This is a genomic window from Mizugakiibacter sediminis, assembly GCF_000953855.2.
Classification (GTDB): domain Bacteria; phylum Pseudomonadota; class Gammaproteobacteria; order Xanthomonadales; family Rhodanobacteraceae; genus Mizugakiibacter; species Mizugakiibacter sediminis.
On sequence record NZ_DF970248.1, the window covers coordinates 34,936 to 49,939 of the forward strand.

Consider the following 15,004-nt stretch of genomic DNA (forward strand, 5'->3'; position numbering starts at 1 on the left):
TTGCAGCCGAGTCCCGCGCACCATGATCCCCGAACTCGGCCAGCTCGCGCTGATCCTGGCCCTGCTGCTGGCGCTGGCGCAGTGTGCGCTGCCGCTGCTCGGCGCCTGGCGCGGCAACGCCGCGCTGATGGCGGTGGCGCGGCCGGCGGCGGCCGGCCAGGCGGTATTCGTGGCGCTGGCGTTCAGCGTGCTCGCCTACGCCTTCCTCGGCTTCGACTTCTCCGTCGCCTACGTCGCCGACAACGCCAACCTGGCGCTGCCCTGGTACTACCGCTTCGTCGCGGTGTGGGGCGCGCACGAAGGTTCGCTGCTGCTGTGGATCCTGATCCTGAACTTCTGGACGGTCGCCTTCGCCGCGCGCAGCCGCCACCTGCCGGAACCGTTCGCGGCGCGCGCGCTCGGCGTGCTCGGCTTCGTCAGCGTCGGCTTCCTGCTGTTCATCCTGCTCACCTCGAATCCGTTCACGCGGCTGCTGCCGATGCCGGCCGACGGCGCCGACCTCAACCCGCTGCTGCAGGATCCGGGGATGATTTCGCATCCGCCGATGCTGTACATGGGCTACGTCGGTTTTTCGATCGCCTTCGCCATGGCCATCGCCGGCCTGCTCGGCGGCGAGCTCGACAACGCCTGGGTGCGCTGGTCGCGGCCGTGGACCAACGTCGCCTGGGGCTTCCTCACGCTCGGCATCGTGATCGGCAGCTGGTGGGCGTATGCCGAACTCGGCTGGGGCGGCTGGTGGTTCTGGGATCCGGTGGAGAACGCCTCGTTCATGCCGTGGCTGGTCGGCGCTGCGCTGATCCACGCGCAGGCGGTCACCGAGAAGCGCGGCACGCTGCGCGCGTGGACGCTGCTGCTGGCGATCTTCGCCTTCGCGCTGTCGCTGCTCGGCACCTTCCTGGTGCGCTCGGGCGTGCTGACCTCGGTGCACGCCTTCGCCAGCGATCCGCGCCGCGGCATCTTCATCCTCGGCTTCCTCACCGCGGTGGTCGGCGGTTCGCTGCTGATCTACGCGCTGCGCGCGCCCAAGGTCGCCGCCGGCAAGGCATTCGCCACGCTGTCGCGCGAGACGCTGATCCTGATCGCCAACCTGATGCTGGTCGCCAGCGCGGCGATGGTGCTGCTGGGCACGCTGTATCCGTTGATCGGCGAGGCGCTGAACCTCGGCCGCATCTCGGTGGGCCCGCCCTATTTCGGCTTCCTGTTCATGCTGCTGATGGCGCCGGCGCTGTTCCTGCTGCCGTTCGGCCCGTTCGCGCGCTGGGGCCGCGCCGACGCCGGCGAACTGGCGCGCGTGCTGCGCATCGCCGCGATCGCCGCGGTCGCGCTGGGCGGCACGCTCGGTTTCCTCGCCTGGCGCGGCGCGCACGAATTCCGCGCGCTGCTCGGCTGGGTGGCCGCGGTGTGGGTGCTGGCGGGGGTGATCGCCTACGCGCGCAAGCGCTGGCGCGAGGCGCCGGCCGGCCGCCGCTATCCGGCCGAGCTGCTCGGCATGCTGCTGGCGCACGCCGGCATCGGCGTGTTCGTCGCCGGCGCGCTGCTGACCACCGCGCTCAGCGTCGAGCGCGACGTGCGTCTGGCGCCGGGCGAATCCGTGCGCGTCGGCGGGTTCGATTTCCGCTACGACGGCGTGCGGGAAGTGAAGGGCCCCAACTGGCTGGCGCAGCAGGGCACGGTCAGCGTGTTCGACCACGGCCGGCCGGTGACCGTGCTGCATCCGCAGAAGCGCACCTACGAGCGCGGCCAGGTGCAGACCGAGGCGGCGATCCGCCCCGGCGCCGTGCGCGATCTCTACGTCGCGCTGGGCGAGCCGCTCGGCGACGGCGGCGCGTGGGCGCTGCGCGTGTACGACAAGCCGTTCGTGCGCTGGATCTGGGCCGGCGGCCTGCTGATGATGGTGGGCGGCTTCGTCGCCGCCGCCGACCGCCGCTTCCGCGCGAAGCGCGCGCCGCAGCCGGCGCCTGCCGCCGCGACACCGGCGCCCGTGCCGGCGGAGTCCGCCGCATGAGCCGCGCGCTGCCGCTCGCCATCTTCCTCGCCCTGGTCGGCCTGTTCGGCTTCGGCATCTGGTGGAACCAGCGCCACGATCCGCGCGAAGTGCCCTCGCCGCTGATCGGCAAGCCGGCGCCGGCGTTCGACCTGCCGGTGCTGGGCGACCCGGCGCGGCGCGTCAGCAAGGCGGCGATGCTGGGCAAGCCCTACCTGCTGAACGTGTTCGCCAGCTGGTGCTTCGCCTGCCGCGACGAACACCCGGTGCTGATGGCGGAGGCGCAGAGGCTCGGCATCGCCCTGGTCGGCTACAACTACAAGGACGATCCGGCCGATGCGCAACGCTGGCTGGCGCAGTTCGGCAATCCCTACGGCCTGATCCTGGCCGACCGCGACGGCCGCACGGCGATCGACTTCGGCGTGTACGGCGCGCCGGAAACCTTCCTGATCGACGCGCAGGGCGTGATCCGTTACAAGCGCATCGGCGCGCTGACGCCGCAGGTGCTCGCCGAGCAGATCGAGCCGCGCGTGCGCGCGCTGAGCGGAGGCGCGCCGTGAAGCGCGCGGCGCGCATCGGCCTCGCGCTGGCCGCGCTGCTGGCCTGCGCCCCGGCCTTCGCCATCGACCCGCTGCCGTTCAAGGACGCGCAGCAGCGCGAGCGCTTCCAGAAGCTGACCAGCGAGCTGCGCTGCCTGGTCTGCCAGAACGAGAGCCTGAACGACTCCAACGCCGATCTCGCCAGGGACCTGCGCCACGAGGTGTTCCAGCTGATGCAGCAGGGCAAGTCGGATGCGGAGATCAAGCAGTACTTGGTCGCACGCTACTCCGACTTCGTGCTGTACGACCCGCCGCTGAAGACGTCCACGCTGCTGCTGTGGTTCGGGCCTGCGCTGGTGCTGGCGATCGGCGCGGCGGCGGTCGTGCTGACCGTGCGCCGTCGCGCCGGGAGCGGCCCCGCGGAAGCGCCGGCCGCGGAGGAAGAATGGTGACGCCCGTGTTCCTGATCGCCGCGGCGGCGATGATCGCCGTCGCGCTCGCCTTCGTACTGCTGCCGCTGCTGCGCCGCGGGCGCGCCGCCGGGCGCGCCCGCGGCCCGTTCATCCTGGGCCTCGCGCTGGCGCTCGTGCTGCCGGCGGCGACGCTCGGCCTGTACGCGCTGGTCGGCACGCCGCGCGCGCTCGATCCCGCCGCCTACCGCCCGGCGCCGATGAATCTCGACGATGCGGTCGCCTCGCTGCGCGCCAAGCTGGAACAGACGCCCGACGACCTCCAAGGCTGGCTGCTGCTCGGCCAGGCCTATGCGTCGATGCAGCGCCCCGCCGACGCGCGCGACGCCTTCGCCCACGCGCTGAAGCTGGCGCCCGACAACCCCGACGTGATGGTGGCCTACGCCGAGACCGATTCGCTGGCGCGGCCGGATCATCGCATCGAGGGCGAGACGCTGGCGCTGCTGCGCCGCGCGGTCGCCGCCGAACCGAATCACCAGCGCGGCCTGTGGCTGCTCGGCATCGGCGAGTTCCAGGCCGGCCGCTTCGCCGACGCGGCGGCGACCTGGAAGCGCCTGCAGCCGCTGCTGCCGGCCGGCTCCAAGGTCGCGAGCGCGGTCGCCGGTCAGATCGCGCTGGCCGAGGCGCGCGCGGCCGGCAAGCCGGAAGCCGAGGCCGAGCGCGCCGCCGCACGGATCACCGCCGCCGCCGCGGCCGCCGGTCCGCGCCTGACCGTGCAAGTGCGCCTCGATCCCGCCCTGGCATCGAAGGTGGCGCCCGACGACACGCTGTTCGTCTACGCGCACGCGCCGTCCGGCCCGCCGATGCCGCTCGCCGTCGCCCGGCTGCGCGCCGCCGACCTGCCGGCCACGGTCACGCTGACCGACGGCATGGGCATGGTGCCGCAGCTCACGCTGTCGTCGGTGCCGCAGGTGCTGGTCGCCGCGCGCATCTCGAAAAGCGGCCAGGCGACGCCGCAGGCCGGCGACCTGGAGGCCGAGCCGGCGCAGGTGGACGTGAAGACGCGCACGCCGGTGGCGTTGCTGATCGACCGCGCGCGGCCCTGAGGTTCCCGCACGCAGCGGAGATCCGTCGCCTGCGCGCGGGCGCCTGCGACGACGCCGCGCGCGACGTCGTCGCAGCGAGCATGCTGGCGACCGACCATGCGACAAGCGTCTTGAACACGCGGCGCAGAGGTCGCCTGTGCGCGGACGCCTACCCCGCGCCGTCCGCATCGAGCCGCGCGCGGACGCGCCACAACGCGTGGCCCGAGGCGGCGTACTTGCGCTCGAACGGCGTGAGCGGATCGGCGGGAATGAATGCTTCCGCTCGCGCATCCGCGCCGGCGAGGCGCAGCGCCGACGCGAATTCGTCGGCATAGACGCGCCAGTTGCAGCGCAGCTCCAGCGTGCCGCCCAGCGCCGAAAGCGCGGCGAACGCCGGGTGCGCGTGCCAGCGCCGCGCGAGCTGCGCCGGTTTCGGCCACGGATTGGGGTAAAGCAGGTAATGCCGATGCAGGCGCCAGCCGGCGTCGCGCATCAGCCGCCAGAGATCGCCCAGCTCGGCGCGCAGCAGCAGCGCGTTCGCCGGCGCGTCGGCCGCCGCGAGCAGGCGCGCGCCGACCGCCAGCCGCGCCGCCGACTTGTCGACGCCGATCACCCAGCAGTCGCGATGCCGCTCGGCCAGCCGCAGCGTGGACGCGCCGGTGCCGCAGCCGGCGTCCAGCACCAGCGGGCACGGCGCGTCCGCGATGCGCGCGCGCAGCGCCTCGAAGGCGCGCACGTTGTGCGCCGCCGGCGGCCGCCGCCACGGAACGTCGAGATGGCGGCGCACGCGCGCCTCGAGCCGCGCATGCGGCGCCTGCTGCGCACTGGCGACCACGCGGGAGTTGGCGAACATCGGCACGGCTTGGCGGCGACCGCGGGGCTTTCAGTATAGTTGCCGCTTTGACCGGCGCCCCTGCGCCGCCTTTCACGGACACCGCATGGCCGACGCCCGGCGATATTTCGACCTGCCCTCGCCGTTCCGCATGAAGCGCGGCGGCGAACTGCGCGGCGCGCGGCTCGCCTACGAGACTTGGGGCACGCCGAGCGCGGCGCGCGACAACGCCGTGCTGATTCTCACCGGCCTCTCGCCGGGCGCGCATGCCGCGTCCAACGCCGAGGATCCGAGCCCCGGCTGGTGGGAAGGCATCGTCGGTCCCGGCAAGGCGATCGACACCGACCGGTTCTTCGTCGTCTGCGTCAATTCGCTGGGCAGCTGCAAGGGTTCCACCGGTCCCGCCTCGATCGATCCCGCGACCGGCGAACCCTATCGCCTCGATTTCCCCGAGCTGACCCTCGAGGACGTCGGCAACGCCGCCTACGAACTGGCGCGCGGGCTGGGCATCGAGCGCCTGGCCTGCCTGGTCGGCTGCTCGATGGGCGGCATGAGCGCGCTCGGCTACATGCTGCACCATCCGGGCAGCGTGCGCGCGCATGTCAGCATCTCCACCGCGCCGCAGGCGCAGCCGTTCGCCATCGCGATCCGCTCGCTGCAGCGCGAGGCGATCCGCCTCGACCCGAACTGGAACGAGGGCCGCTACGACGACGCGCACTATCCCGAAATGGGCATGCACATCGCGCGCAAGCTCGGCGTGATCACCTACCGCTCGGCGATCGAATGGAGCGGCCGCTTCGGCCGCATCCGCCTGGAGCCGGACAAGCGCGAGGAGGACCCGTTCGGCGCCGAGTTCCAGATCGAATCGTATCTACAGGGCCACGCGCGTCGGTTCGCGCGCAGTTTCGACCCGAACTGCTACCTGTACCTGTCGCGCGCCAGCGACTGGTTCGACGTCGCCGAGTACGGCCACGGCAGCATCGCCGAGGGCATGCGCCGCATCCGCCTCGAACGCGCGCTGGTGATAGGCGTCGAGACCGACATCCTGTTCCCGCTGCAGCAGCAGGAGCAGATCGCCATGGGGCTGCGCGAAGCCGGCGCCGAGGTCGATTTCGTGGCGCTGGACTCCCCGCAGGGCCACGACGCCTTCCTGGTCGACATCGAGCGTTTCGGCGCGGCGATCGGCGCCTTCATGGCCAAACTCTGAATCCGCGGCGGCCGTCGCTGGCCGCCGCGGGGGGCGCTGCTAGAATGGGCGCCGGCTCAAACCATCCGCACCCGCCATGCTCGCTCTCGACTTTCCCGGCTGCCGCACCCTCGTCGATGCGCTGGACGCCGCCGTCGACCAGGGCTCCGCCGCCGAGATCACCGACGCGCTGCGCAAGACGCTGTGCCGGCTGATCCGCAACCGCGAGGTCGAACTGCCCGCCTGCGTGTTCGAGGCCTGCAGCGACCACTACGCGCGCCGCGAGCTGTACCGCAGCGAACGCCACGGCTACAGCGTGGTGGCGATGACGTGGGGCCCCGGCCAGGGCACGCCGATCCACGACCACTCCGGCATGTGGTGCGTGGAGGGCGTCTGGCACGGCCAGCTCGAGATCACGCAGTACGAACTCATCGAACGCGCCGAGCCGCGCTTCCGTTTCCAGTCGGTGGGCGCGATCCAGGCCGGCGCCGGCTCCGCCGGCAGCCTGATCCCGCCGCACGAGTACCACGCCATCCGCAATCCCAGCGACGACGCCATCGCGGTCAGCCTGCACATCTACTCCGGCGCCATGACCTGCTGCTCCGTGTTCCGCCCGTTGGGCGACCGCTGGTACGAGCGCGGCGAGCGCAGCCTCGCCCTCGACCAGGTGCACTGATTCGCGCATACTTGCGCGCCTTCCCCGCGCCGAAGTGGCGGAACCGGTAGACGCGACGGACTCAAAATCCGTTTCTGGCGACAGAGTGTGGGTTCGAGTCCCACCTTCGGCACCAATCGGGGATTCAGGGGCGTCCATGCAAGTCCGGCGAATCGCCCGAAATCCCCGTAAATCCTAGATTTTCTGTCCACGACCGCCCAAGGGCGTCTCCTTGCAGCCGGCTCGGCCTGTGAGTAGATTCGTGAGTAGGTCGCCCCTATCGCGTCCGGGGGGCGGCAGCACCATCCCGATCTACTCACAGGATCGCCCGCCGATGCCGCTGACCGATACCAAGCTCCGGAGTCTGCGCCCGCGCGCGACGCTGTACCGCGTCGCCGACGCCGATGGGCTGTGCGTCGAGGTCACGCCCAACGGTTCGCGCCTGTGGCGCTACCGTTATAGGCACGCCGGCAAGGCCAAGATGGTGAGCTTGGGCGCCTACCCGGAAATCGGCCTGGCGCAAGCGCGGGAGCGGCGCGACGCGGCCCGCCGCAAGCTACGCGAGGGGGTCGATCCTTCCACCGCACGCCGCGCCGAACGCAAGGCCGCTGCCGTCGCCGCAGCGACCACGTTCCGCGCGGTCGCCGACGAATGGCTGCGCCGCCAGCGCGCGCGGATGGCCCCTGCCACGGCCGAAAAGGCCGAGTGGCTGCTCGGCCTGATCTACTCACACCTGGCGGAAGTGCCCGTAAATCTACTCACACCGGCCAAGGTGCTGGCCGCCCTGCGCGCGGTCGAGGCGGACGGCCGGCACGAGACGGCACACCGCGTCAAACAGCGGATCGGCGCCGTGATGCGCTTCGCCATCGCCGCCGGACTGGCCGAATCGGACCCCACCGCCCCACTTCGCGGCGCCTTGACGCCCGTCGTCCCGAGGAAGCGCGCGGCCATCACGGACCCCGCGCGCGTGGGCGACCTGCTGCGGGCCATCGACGGTTACGCCGGCCTGCTGCCCACCCGCTGCGCCCTGCAACTCGCGGCGCTGACCTTCGTGCGTCCCGGCGAACTTCGGCAAGCCGAATGGACCGAATTCGACATTGACGGCCACGAGCCGACCTGGCGCATTCCCGCCGCCAAGACCAAGGTCCGCGAGGAGCACCTGGTGCCACTGGCGCCGCAGGCGGTCGCAATCTTGCGCGAACTGCATCCGTTGACCGGCAGCGGCCGCTATCTTTTCCCGAGCGCCTGGGGGCGCGGCAAGCCGATGAGCGAGAACACGCTCAACAGCGCCCTGCGCCGGCTCGGCTTCGACAGCGCCGAGCATTGCGCGCACGGCTTCCGCGCGCTCGCGTCCACGCGGCTCAACGAAATGGGCTGGCCTCCCGACGTGATCGAGCGCCAGCTAGCGCATGCCGAGCGCAACAAGGTGCGTGCTGCCTACAACCGCGCGCAGTACATGGCCGAACGCCGCAAGATGATGCAGGCTTGGGCGGACTACCTGGACGCGCTACGCGAGACGCCCGCCAAGGTGACTCCGATCAAGCGCAAGGCAGGCTGACCGTCGCCGAGCTTGCGGGCACGCCTGCTGAAAGCACTACGACCGCGTGCAGCCGCCGCGACCTGACAAAACCCAACATGCCGGCGGCATCCGCTTGCGCCGTGTAGCGTATCGCTATACGCTACAGCCATGATCCGCAGCTTCCGGCACAAGGGCGTCGAGACGTTCTTCCGCACCGGGAGCACCAGCGGCATCCAAGCCAAGCACGGCAAGCGCCTGCGGCTGCAACTGGCGCGCCTGGACGTGGCGCGTGGCCCGCACGACATGAACGCCCCCGGCTGGCGGCTGCATCCGCTGAAAGGGAAGCTGGCCGACCATTGGGCCGTTTGGGTCGATAGCCATTGGCGGCTGACCTTCGCATTCGAGAACGGCGACGCCGTGCTGGGCGATTATCAGGACTACCACTGAGGACGACACCATGACCGCCATGCACAACCCCCCGCACCCCGGCGAAGTGCTGCGCGAGTGGCTGGAAGGCGTCACCGTGACCGATGCCGCCGCGCGGCTGGGCGTGACGCGCGTCGCGCTGTCGCGCGTGCTGAACGGCGCGGCCGGCATCAGCCCCGACATGGACCTGCGCCTTGCGCGCGCGCTGGGCACGTCGCCCGGTAGCTGGTACGCGATGCAGGCCAACTACGACATGTGGCAGGCGCAGCGCCGCTTCCGCGCCAAGGTGCGCCCCATCACGACCGGCACCACCGGCTGACCGCACCGCCACGGCTAGGCCGACGGGCCGAAAGCGCGGACACCTTCACCGCGTTGCCGTGGCGATCCTTTGAAGGGCGCAGGGAAGGGGCGCGCATGGCGAAACGAAAAGCGCCGAAACCCACACCCGAACAGGAACGCGAGACCGCAATCCAGTCCTTGCGCGAATTGCTACGGCCCGGCGCACCGTTGCCACCCGGTACACCCGTAGAGCGGTCCCGGCACAAGATGACACCGCAAGAGCACGAGCTAGCGGAAGTGATCGACGGCATCAAAAGCGGCCGCCTGAAGGTATTCAACCCCCACAAAGATCCATTGCCCGCGTGGAAGATTCAAGGCAACGGATGGGGAAGTCAAAACCCGCCCAGTGCCGGTTACGTTTGCGACGATCCCGGCGAACAAACGTTTGCGGTCATGGTCATGATTCGCACAGGTTGGAGCCTGCCCGACTTCGACCTATGGCTTGATTCCATCGGCCAATGCGGCGCGCGCGTCGAATTGATGATTCGTCGCGAGTGGCTGCGCACAGCCATGCAGGAGAACGACGAGAACGCCATCTATCGGCATTTGGAGTGGATGCAGAACCGCCGCCGGGGCATTGAGCGAGAACAGGCATTGCTGCCGATGGCGCAAACCGGCGCGAAAGTACGCAAACCGTTCGATGACGCGAACAAGAAGCGCAAACGCCAAGCCGGCGACAACGTCGGGGCGTGGAAAGCGCGCGCGGCTAAACTGTGGGCGATGCCGCGGCACAGGGGCAAAAGCGCATCCGATATAGCGCGGTTGATTGATCCGGCGCGCTGGAACACGATTCGACGCCACCTGCGCCGACCCAGCAAATAGTTGTCCACGCCGGGCGCTTGGACAGCGCCCCATGCATAGTATTCGCAGTCGCCCGCCCGGACGCATCCGGGCATACCCGAGGCGACACGCCATGCAAGGCACCACCACCCCGCCGCGCCTGCTGCGGCTCCCCGAAGTCATCCGCACCACCGGCCTTTCCCGCAGTTCGATCTATGACCTGATTGCGCAGGGCCGCTTTCCCCGACCGATCCCGCTGACCGCCAGCGCGCGCGCCTGGGATTCGCGCGAGATCGAAATCTGGATCGCCGAACGCATCGCCGCGCGCGATGAAGGGGCGGCGGCATGAACGCCGGCCGTTTTGTCAGTCCCCAAAATGCGAAACCCCACGCTGGCGGACGTGGGGCTTCAATGAGTGCCGATACCTGGGCAGGCGGCGGCGACAGGCATCCTACGCCGCAGACGTTCGCGCCGCTATCCCTCGCCTTGACTGCCGTGGACGCCGCGCGCGCCGCGCTGGACCGCTACGCACTCGCCACCGATACCCCGGCATGGGGCGCGGTCGAGGCGGCGGACCTGCTGGACGCATCGCGCGCCGCGCTGACCGATGCCATGACGGAAGGAACACACCATGAAGCCGCGTGATCGCCTGCCGCTGACCGGCAATCGCTGCCAATGCCCGGCATGCGGCGAGTATTTTTCCCGTGTGCGTGCGTTCGACCGGCATCGCGTCGGGACCGTGGGGATCGGCCGCCGCTGCCTGGCCGAAGCGGAGATGATCGCGCGCGGCTGGCAACGCAACGCGGCCGGCTATTGGGTCACAACCGCGCTGGATGGTGCCGGGCGGCGCCGACTTGCCGTGTCCGGGGGCCTACCCGCTACCACCCCACCGGGGAGGCGTCGCACCCCGGCAAGATCGCGGAACCTGGCGCGTTCGCGCGGAGGTGACGCATGAAGTCGCGCGACCGCACGAAGTACAAGGGGCGGCGCGAATCGGGCACGTTCCTGCGCCTGCCGACCGAAGTGCTGGATTCGCCCAAGTTCCGGGCGCTGCCGCACAAGGCGAAAGCGTTGCTGCTGGACCTGGGCGCGCAGTATCGCGGACACAACAACGGCGACCAGTGCGCGACGTGGAGCCTGATGCAGCGTCGCGGCTGGCGGTCGAAAGGCACACTGCAAAGCGCCCTGCGCGAACTGCTGGACGCCGGCATGATCGAGCAGACCCGGCAAGGCGGCAGGCACGTGTGCAGCCTGTACGCCTTCACGTGGCTGCCAATCGACCACTGCGGCGGCAAGCTGGACGTATCGGAAACGCGCGTGGCGTCCGGCCTGTGGCGGGGTGACGACACCAAGCCAAGCGATGCGCAAAAACGCGACGCCCACCCCGACCAGCGGGGCAAAGCGCCCCGGCCATCGGGGCAATCGGCGACGGACGCAACAGCAATTGCCCCGCCAGCCGTACACCTTCTAGATATCTACCAAGCGGGAGCGCGAAGGATGCACGCACGGTGACCATTGTTGACCTTGGGAACAACCGAAAACAACGGACCGATTCGATGACGTGGACACCTGGGCAGCCCGTTGTGACCGCCGCCGACGTGGCCGACTGGCAGGCATGGCGAAAGGCCCGCAAGCTGGAGCAGCAGCGCGAGCGCGAAGGGGGCAGCGCGCCAGCGAGCGTGGCGACCCTTCCCAGCATCGCGCCGAGCGGAGCTTAGCGAGTTTCCCGGCATGTACGCGCGCGCGAGGCCGCGCCCGGCCATCGCAAAGTGCGACCAATTGCGATGGGCAGGACTGCACGCGCGCGCGCGGGCTACGTAGCCGCCGACTGATCCGGAAAACTCCGGTCGCCGAGGACTACAGGCGCGCGACGCGGCTGGATCGCTTGAGCTAGAAAGACTTGATCGGCGCGCGCACGGCCACCCAACGCTGCCATTGAGTGCGTTCGCGCAGAGTCGCGCGCGAGGCGGCAAGGGACAGGTACGCGGCCCAACCTGCGAGGACGCCTGTATCCACAGGCCAGCAAGACAACCGCCCTCCACCCGCTTTCCGGCGTCGCGTGACGGCCCCCCAGCAACCCTCGACACCCTGCGGGCCTGTGAGTAGATTTGTGAGTAGATCGGGCGGACTCGATTCGTCCAGCCTTTTATTATCATGATCTTACTTCATCTGTTCGGTGCCCACCTTCCCAATCCCTTTCCGAACCCTGCCGTCCGCCGCCGGCGGCGTCGCTTCGTGTCGGCATCGTCCTACACGCGCCGGCGACAATGCCCGGTATCCGCGCGCCGCGGCGCAGCGCATGCTTGCGCCGTCCACGCGTCGGTGCGTCAGGGGAGCGCCTGCCGGCAGGAAGCCGGCCGGCGCGTGGCCGCGATTCGGTGCCGTGGGCGGCGCGCCGGAGCGGACGGTCCCCCGCTCCGGCGCGCGCGCAGCCACCGCCCCTCCTCGCGCGGCGAATTCCATCCGGAATGACTTCGCGCTGCTTGCGGGACGGCGCCCTAGAGATCCCGCGCGACGCGGAAGCCGACGCGGCCGCTGCGCGTCTCCGCCGAGGCCGACAGGCGGAACGCCGAGCGCACCTGGTCGGGATCGCTGCCCCAGGAGCCGCCGCGCACCACGCGCCGCTCGCAGCCCGGATTGACCCAGGCGCTGCCGTCGCGGGGCGCGCGCGTGTAATTGTCGTGCCAGCAGTCCTCGACCCACTCCGACACGTTGCCGTCCATGTCGTACAGGCCGAACGGGTTGGCGGCGAAGCTCATCACCGGCGCCGGCCCCCAATAGCCGTCGCGGTAGTCGGGAAAGGCGTTGCTCCACAGGCGATGCGCGGGCGAGCGATCGCCCGCGCCGGTGACGTTCTCCACCGGCCGCCGCGGCGCGCCGTCGCCCCACCAGTAGCGCGTCACGCTGCCGGCGCGCAGCGCGTATTCGAACTCGGCCTCGCTGGGCAGGCGGTAGTGCTTGCCGGTGCGCTGCGACAGCCACTGCACGTAGGCCTGCGCGTCGTCCCAGGAGACGTGGACCACCGGATCGTTGTCGCGCGCGCGCTCGCCGGCATAGTCGTCCTGCCAGGTGGCTCGGCGCGATTCGCGCATGGTGCCGCTGGACTCGTCGTACACGCTCGATCCGCCCAGCCGTTCGGCGGTGGTGACGTAGCCGGTGGCGCGCACGAAGTCGCGGAACTGGGCGACCGTCACCTCCGTCCGCCCCAGCGCAAAGCCGTTGGCGACGTCGACCTGGTGCTGCGGCCCCTCGCTGGCGCGATGGCCGGGTTCGCCGTCGGGCGAGCCCATCAGGAAGCTGCCGGTCGGCACCACCACCATCGCCGGCCCCTGCCCGGCGGTGTCGAGGAAACGGTCGGCGAACACCTGGCCCGGACGATAACTGGCGTACAGGCGCGCGTTGCGCAGGCGTTCGTTGAACTCGTCCACGCCCGGCACGTCGGGGCTGATGTCCAGCGCCTGCCGCGCCAGTTGCTGCGCCAGCGCGGGATTGCCGGCGTCGAGCGCCGAGCGCGCCTGCGCCAGCACGCTCTCCGCGCGCTGGCGGCGGATGCCCTCGACGCGGCCGCGCGTATCCTGCAGCGCCTGCGAGCCGGGCAGGATCGTCGCCGCCTGCGCCAGCGCGGCGTCGGCGCCGGCGAAATCGTCCTGGGCGACCGCCGCCAGCGCCTGGTCGAGCACGCCGCGCTGGATCTGCTCCAGCCCCTGCTGCGCGACCGCGTTCCGCGGATCGGCGGCCAGCGCCTTGCGGTAAAGGTCGAGGGCGCTGCCGCCGGCCGGCGCCGTGGCCTTGCCCTGCTTCAGCAGTTCGGCCGCCTGCACCAGCAGCGGGCGCACCTGCTGCTGCGCCTTGATGCGCTGGTCGAGCAGCGCGGCGTCGGCATCGGCTTCCGGCACCTGTTTCAGCGCGGCAAGCACGTCGCCGGCGGCATCGACGTCGCCGGCGGCCAGCGCCTGTTCGCCCTCGGCCATCAGGCGCGCGCGCAACTCGACGAGACCCGCCTTGGCCTGGCGGTTGTCGGGATCGAGCTTCAGCACCGCCGCGTACAGCGCCAGCGCGCTGTCTTCGCCCGGGCCGACCAGGCGATCGCCCTGGTAGGCCTTGCGCGCGCGGGCGAGCAGTTGGGTGATCTCGGGCGTCGACGCGGTCTCGGGCGTCGCGCCGGCGGCCGCGGCGGCGTGCCGCTGCGCGATCACCGCCGCCGGCGCCAGCGAGATCGGCGGTCCGGCATCGCGCTCCGACGCCTGCGGCGCGCTCTCGCTCGGCCGCCGCTCGAAGCCCATCGGCGCCGCCGCGCTGCCCGTCACGCCGACGCGCTCCTGCGCGGGCACGCCCGGCCGCAGGTGCAGCAGGTCGGGATAGAAGCGGTACACCAGCGCGAAAGCGAGCAGTGCCACGCCGGCCGCGCCCCCGAGGGCATGCTGGCGGCGGACGGTTTCGGTGCTCGGCATGGTTGGGTCCGGGCGGTGGCGCTGCTATCGTGGAGCGTTCACCATAGGCAAAGCCACGCGACAGGGCAACGGGCCCGGGAGGCGCATGCAGCACGACACCGGACACGCCGCGCAGACGGCCTGGATCGCCGACGACGCGACCCTCGCCACGTTCATCGATCGCCTGCCGGCCGGCGCGCCGCTCGGCCTCGACACCGAGTTCATGCGTCGCAGCACTTTCTATCCGCAGCTCGCGTTGCTGCAGCTCGCCGCCGACGGCCGCGCCGCCCTGGTCGATCCGCTGGCATTCGCACCCGGCCCCGCGCTGCGCGCGCGGCTGGCCGATCCGGCCACCGTCTGCGTGATGCACAGCGCCAGCGAGGATCTGGAAGCGCTGGCCGCCGTGCTGCCCGCCGAGCCGATCCGCCTGTTCGACACGCAGATCGCCGCGGCGATGGCCGGCATGGGCTACGGACTCAGCTACCAGAAGCTGGTGGCCGCGGTCACCGGCGTCGAACTGCCCAAGGGCGAGACGCGCTCGGACTGGCTGCAACGCCCGCTGACCGCGGCGCAACGCGAATACGCCGCGCAGGACGTGCATCACCTCGACGCCCTGCACGCGGCGCTGCGTAAACGCCTCGAGGCCCGCGGCCGGCTCGCCTGGCACGCCGAGGACTGCGCGCGCCTGGTCGAACGCAGCCGTGCCCGCGAAGGCGACACGCAGCCGCAGCGCGCGTTCCGCAGCGCCGCCGACTGGCCGCGCGAACGCCAGGCCCTGCTGCGCCGCGTGCTGCGCTGGCGCGAAACCAGCGCGCGCGC

At 71.0% G+C, this 15,004-nt stretch carries 17 protein-coding genes and 1 tRNA gene; 16 read left to right on the forward strand and 2 right to left on the reverse strand.

What is annotated here, in order from left to right; genetic code table 11:
- Positions 1-22 precede the first annotated feature (22 nt).
- The 4 genes from MBSD_RS13355 to MBSD_RS13370 are packed head-to-tail and all read left to right on the forward strand — an operon-like array spanning position 23 to position 4,039.
- Positions 23-2,005: a heme lyase CcmF/NrfE family subunit gene (locus tag MBSD_RS13355; protein WP_062537800.1), complete on the forward strand. Its 1,983-nt coding sequence runs from the start codon at positions 23-25 to the stop codon at positions 2,003-2,005.
- Positions 2,002-2,544, forward strand: coding sequence for a DsbE family thiol:disulfide interchange protein (locus MBSD_RS13360; RefSeq protein ID WP_062537801.1), 543 nt, complete (start codon positions 2,002-2,004; stop codon positions 2,542-2,544). The genes MBSD_RS13355 and MBSD_RS13360 overlap by 4 nt, the downstream gene beginning before the upstream one ends.
- Positions 2,541-2,975, forward strand: a complete 435-nt coding sequence (locus MBSD_RS13365) for a cytochrome c-type biogenesis protein (protein ID WP_062537802.1) — start codon at positions 2,541-2,543, stop codon at positions 2,973-2,975. The genes MBSD_RS13360 and MBSD_RS13365 overlap by 4 nt, the downstream gene beginning before the upstream one ends.
- Positions 2,972-4,039: a tetratricopeptide repeat protein gene (locus MBSD_RS13370; protein ID WP_114693277.1), complete on the forward strand. Its 1,068-nt coding sequence runs from the start codon at positions 2,972-2,974 to the stop codon at positions 4,037-4,039. The genes MBSD_RS13365 and MBSD_RS13370 overlap by 4 nt, the downstream gene beginning before the upstream one ends.
- 148 nt (positions 4,040-4,187) lie before the next feature.
- Here the strand turns inward: MBSD_RS13370 and trmB are convergent, their stop codons facing one another.
- On the reverse strand, positions 4,188-4,871 hold the full coding sequence (gene trmB / locus MBSD_RS13375; protein WP_062537812.1) for a tRNA (guanine(46)-N(7))-methyltransferase TrmB: 684 nt from the start codon (positions 4,869-4,871) through the stop codon (positions 4,188-4,190).
- Between the two features lie 85 nt (positions 4,872-4,956).
- Here trmB and metX point away from each other — a divergent pair, with 85 nt between their 5' ends.
- From metX to MBSD_RS13415, 11 genes are all read left to right on the forward strand, one after another.
- Complete coding sequence (gene metX / locus MBSD_RS13380; RefSeq protein ID WP_062537804.1) at positions 4,957-6,057, forward strand: homoserine O-acetyltransferase MetX; 1,101 nt, start codon at positions 4,957-4,959, stop codon at positions 6,055-6,057.
- A gap of 76 nt (positions 6,058-6,133) precedes the next feature.
- On the forward strand, positions 6,134-6,712 hold the full coding sequence (locus MBSD_RS13385) for a cysteine dioxygenase family protein (protein ID WP_062537805.1): 579 nt from the start codon (positions 6,134-6,136) through the stop codon (positions 6,710-6,712).
- Positions 6,713-6,740: 28 nt separating this feature from the next.
- Positions 6,741-6,827, forward strand: a tRNA-Leu gene (locus MBSD_RS13390).
- Between the two features lie 198 nt (positions 6,828-7,025).
- Complete coding sequence (locus tag MBSD_RS13395) at positions 7,026-8,249, forward strand: tyrosine-type recombinase/integrase (protein ID WP_062537806.1); 1,224 nt, start codon at positions 7,026-7,028, stop codon at positions 8,247-8,249.
- A 129-nt stretch (positions 8,250-8,378) separates the two neighbouring features.
- Positions 8,379-8,657 (forward strand): type II toxin-antitoxin system RelE/ParE family toxin, encoded by a 279-nt coding sequence (locus MBSD_RS13400; protein WP_062537807.1) that lies wholly within the window; start codon positions 8,379-8,381, stop codon positions 8,655-8,657.
- A 10-nt stretch (positions 8,658-8,667) separates the two neighbouring features.
- The gene (locus MBSD_RS13405; protein ID WP_062537808.1) at positions 8,668-8,955 is read left to right on the forward strand and encodes a HigA family addiction module antitoxin; all 288 of its coding nucleotides are present in this window, start codon (positions 8,668-8,670) and stop codon (positions 8,953-8,955) included.
- A 95-nt stretch (positions 8,956-9,050) separates the two neighbouring features.
- Positions 9,051-9,797: a hypothetical protein gene (locus MBSD_RS15240; protein WP_148667892.1), complete on the forward strand. Its 747-nt coding sequence runs from the start codon at positions 9,051-9,053 to the stop codon at positions 9,795-9,797.
- A gap of 91 nt (positions 9,798-9,888) precedes the next feature.
- Complete coding sequence (locus MBSD_RS13410; protein WP_062537809.1) at positions 9,889-10,104, forward strand: helix-turn-helix transcriptional regulator; 216 nt, start codon at positions 9,889-9,891, stop codon at positions 10,102-10,104.
- Positions 10,105-10,166: 62 nt separating this feature from the next.
- Positions 10,167-10,400: a hypothetical protein gene (locus MBSD_RS15245; RefSeq protein WP_148667893.1), complete on the forward strand. Its 234-nt coding sequence runs from the start codon at positions 10,167-10,169 to the stop codon at positions 10,398-10,400.
- A complete protein-coding gene (locus tag MBSD_RS15250; protein WP_148667894.1) occupies positions 10,387-10,710 on the forward strand; it encodes an FDXHR family putative zinc-binding protein in 324 nt (107 codons plus the stop codon). The genes MBSD_RS15245 and MBSD_RS15250 overlap by 14 nt, the downstream gene beginning before the upstream one ends.
- Entirely contained in the window at positions 10,707-11,267 is a 561-nt protein-coding gene (locus MBSD_RS13415; protein ID WP_187300688.1) for a hypothetical protein, read from the forward strand. Before MBSD_RS15250 ends, MBSD_RS13415 begins: the two co-directional genes overlap by 4 nt.
- A 986-nt stretch (positions 11,268-12,253) precedes the next feature.
- Here the strand turns inward: MBSD_RS13415 and MBSD_RS13420 are convergent.
- Complete coding sequence (locus MBSD_RS13420) at positions 12,254-14,152, reverse strand: SUMF1/EgtB/PvdO family nonheme iron enzyme (protein ID WP_336603266.1); 1,899 nt, start codon at positions 14,150-14,152, stop codon at positions 12,254-12,256.
- Positions 14,153-14,291: 139 nt separating this feature from the next.
- Between MBSD_RS13420 and MBSD_RS13425 the strand changes: the two genes are divergently transcribed.
- Positions 14,292-15,004: ribonuclease D (locus tag MBSD_RS13425; protein WP_148667895.1), on the forward strand; the 713-nt coding region annotated here is incomplete at its 3' end.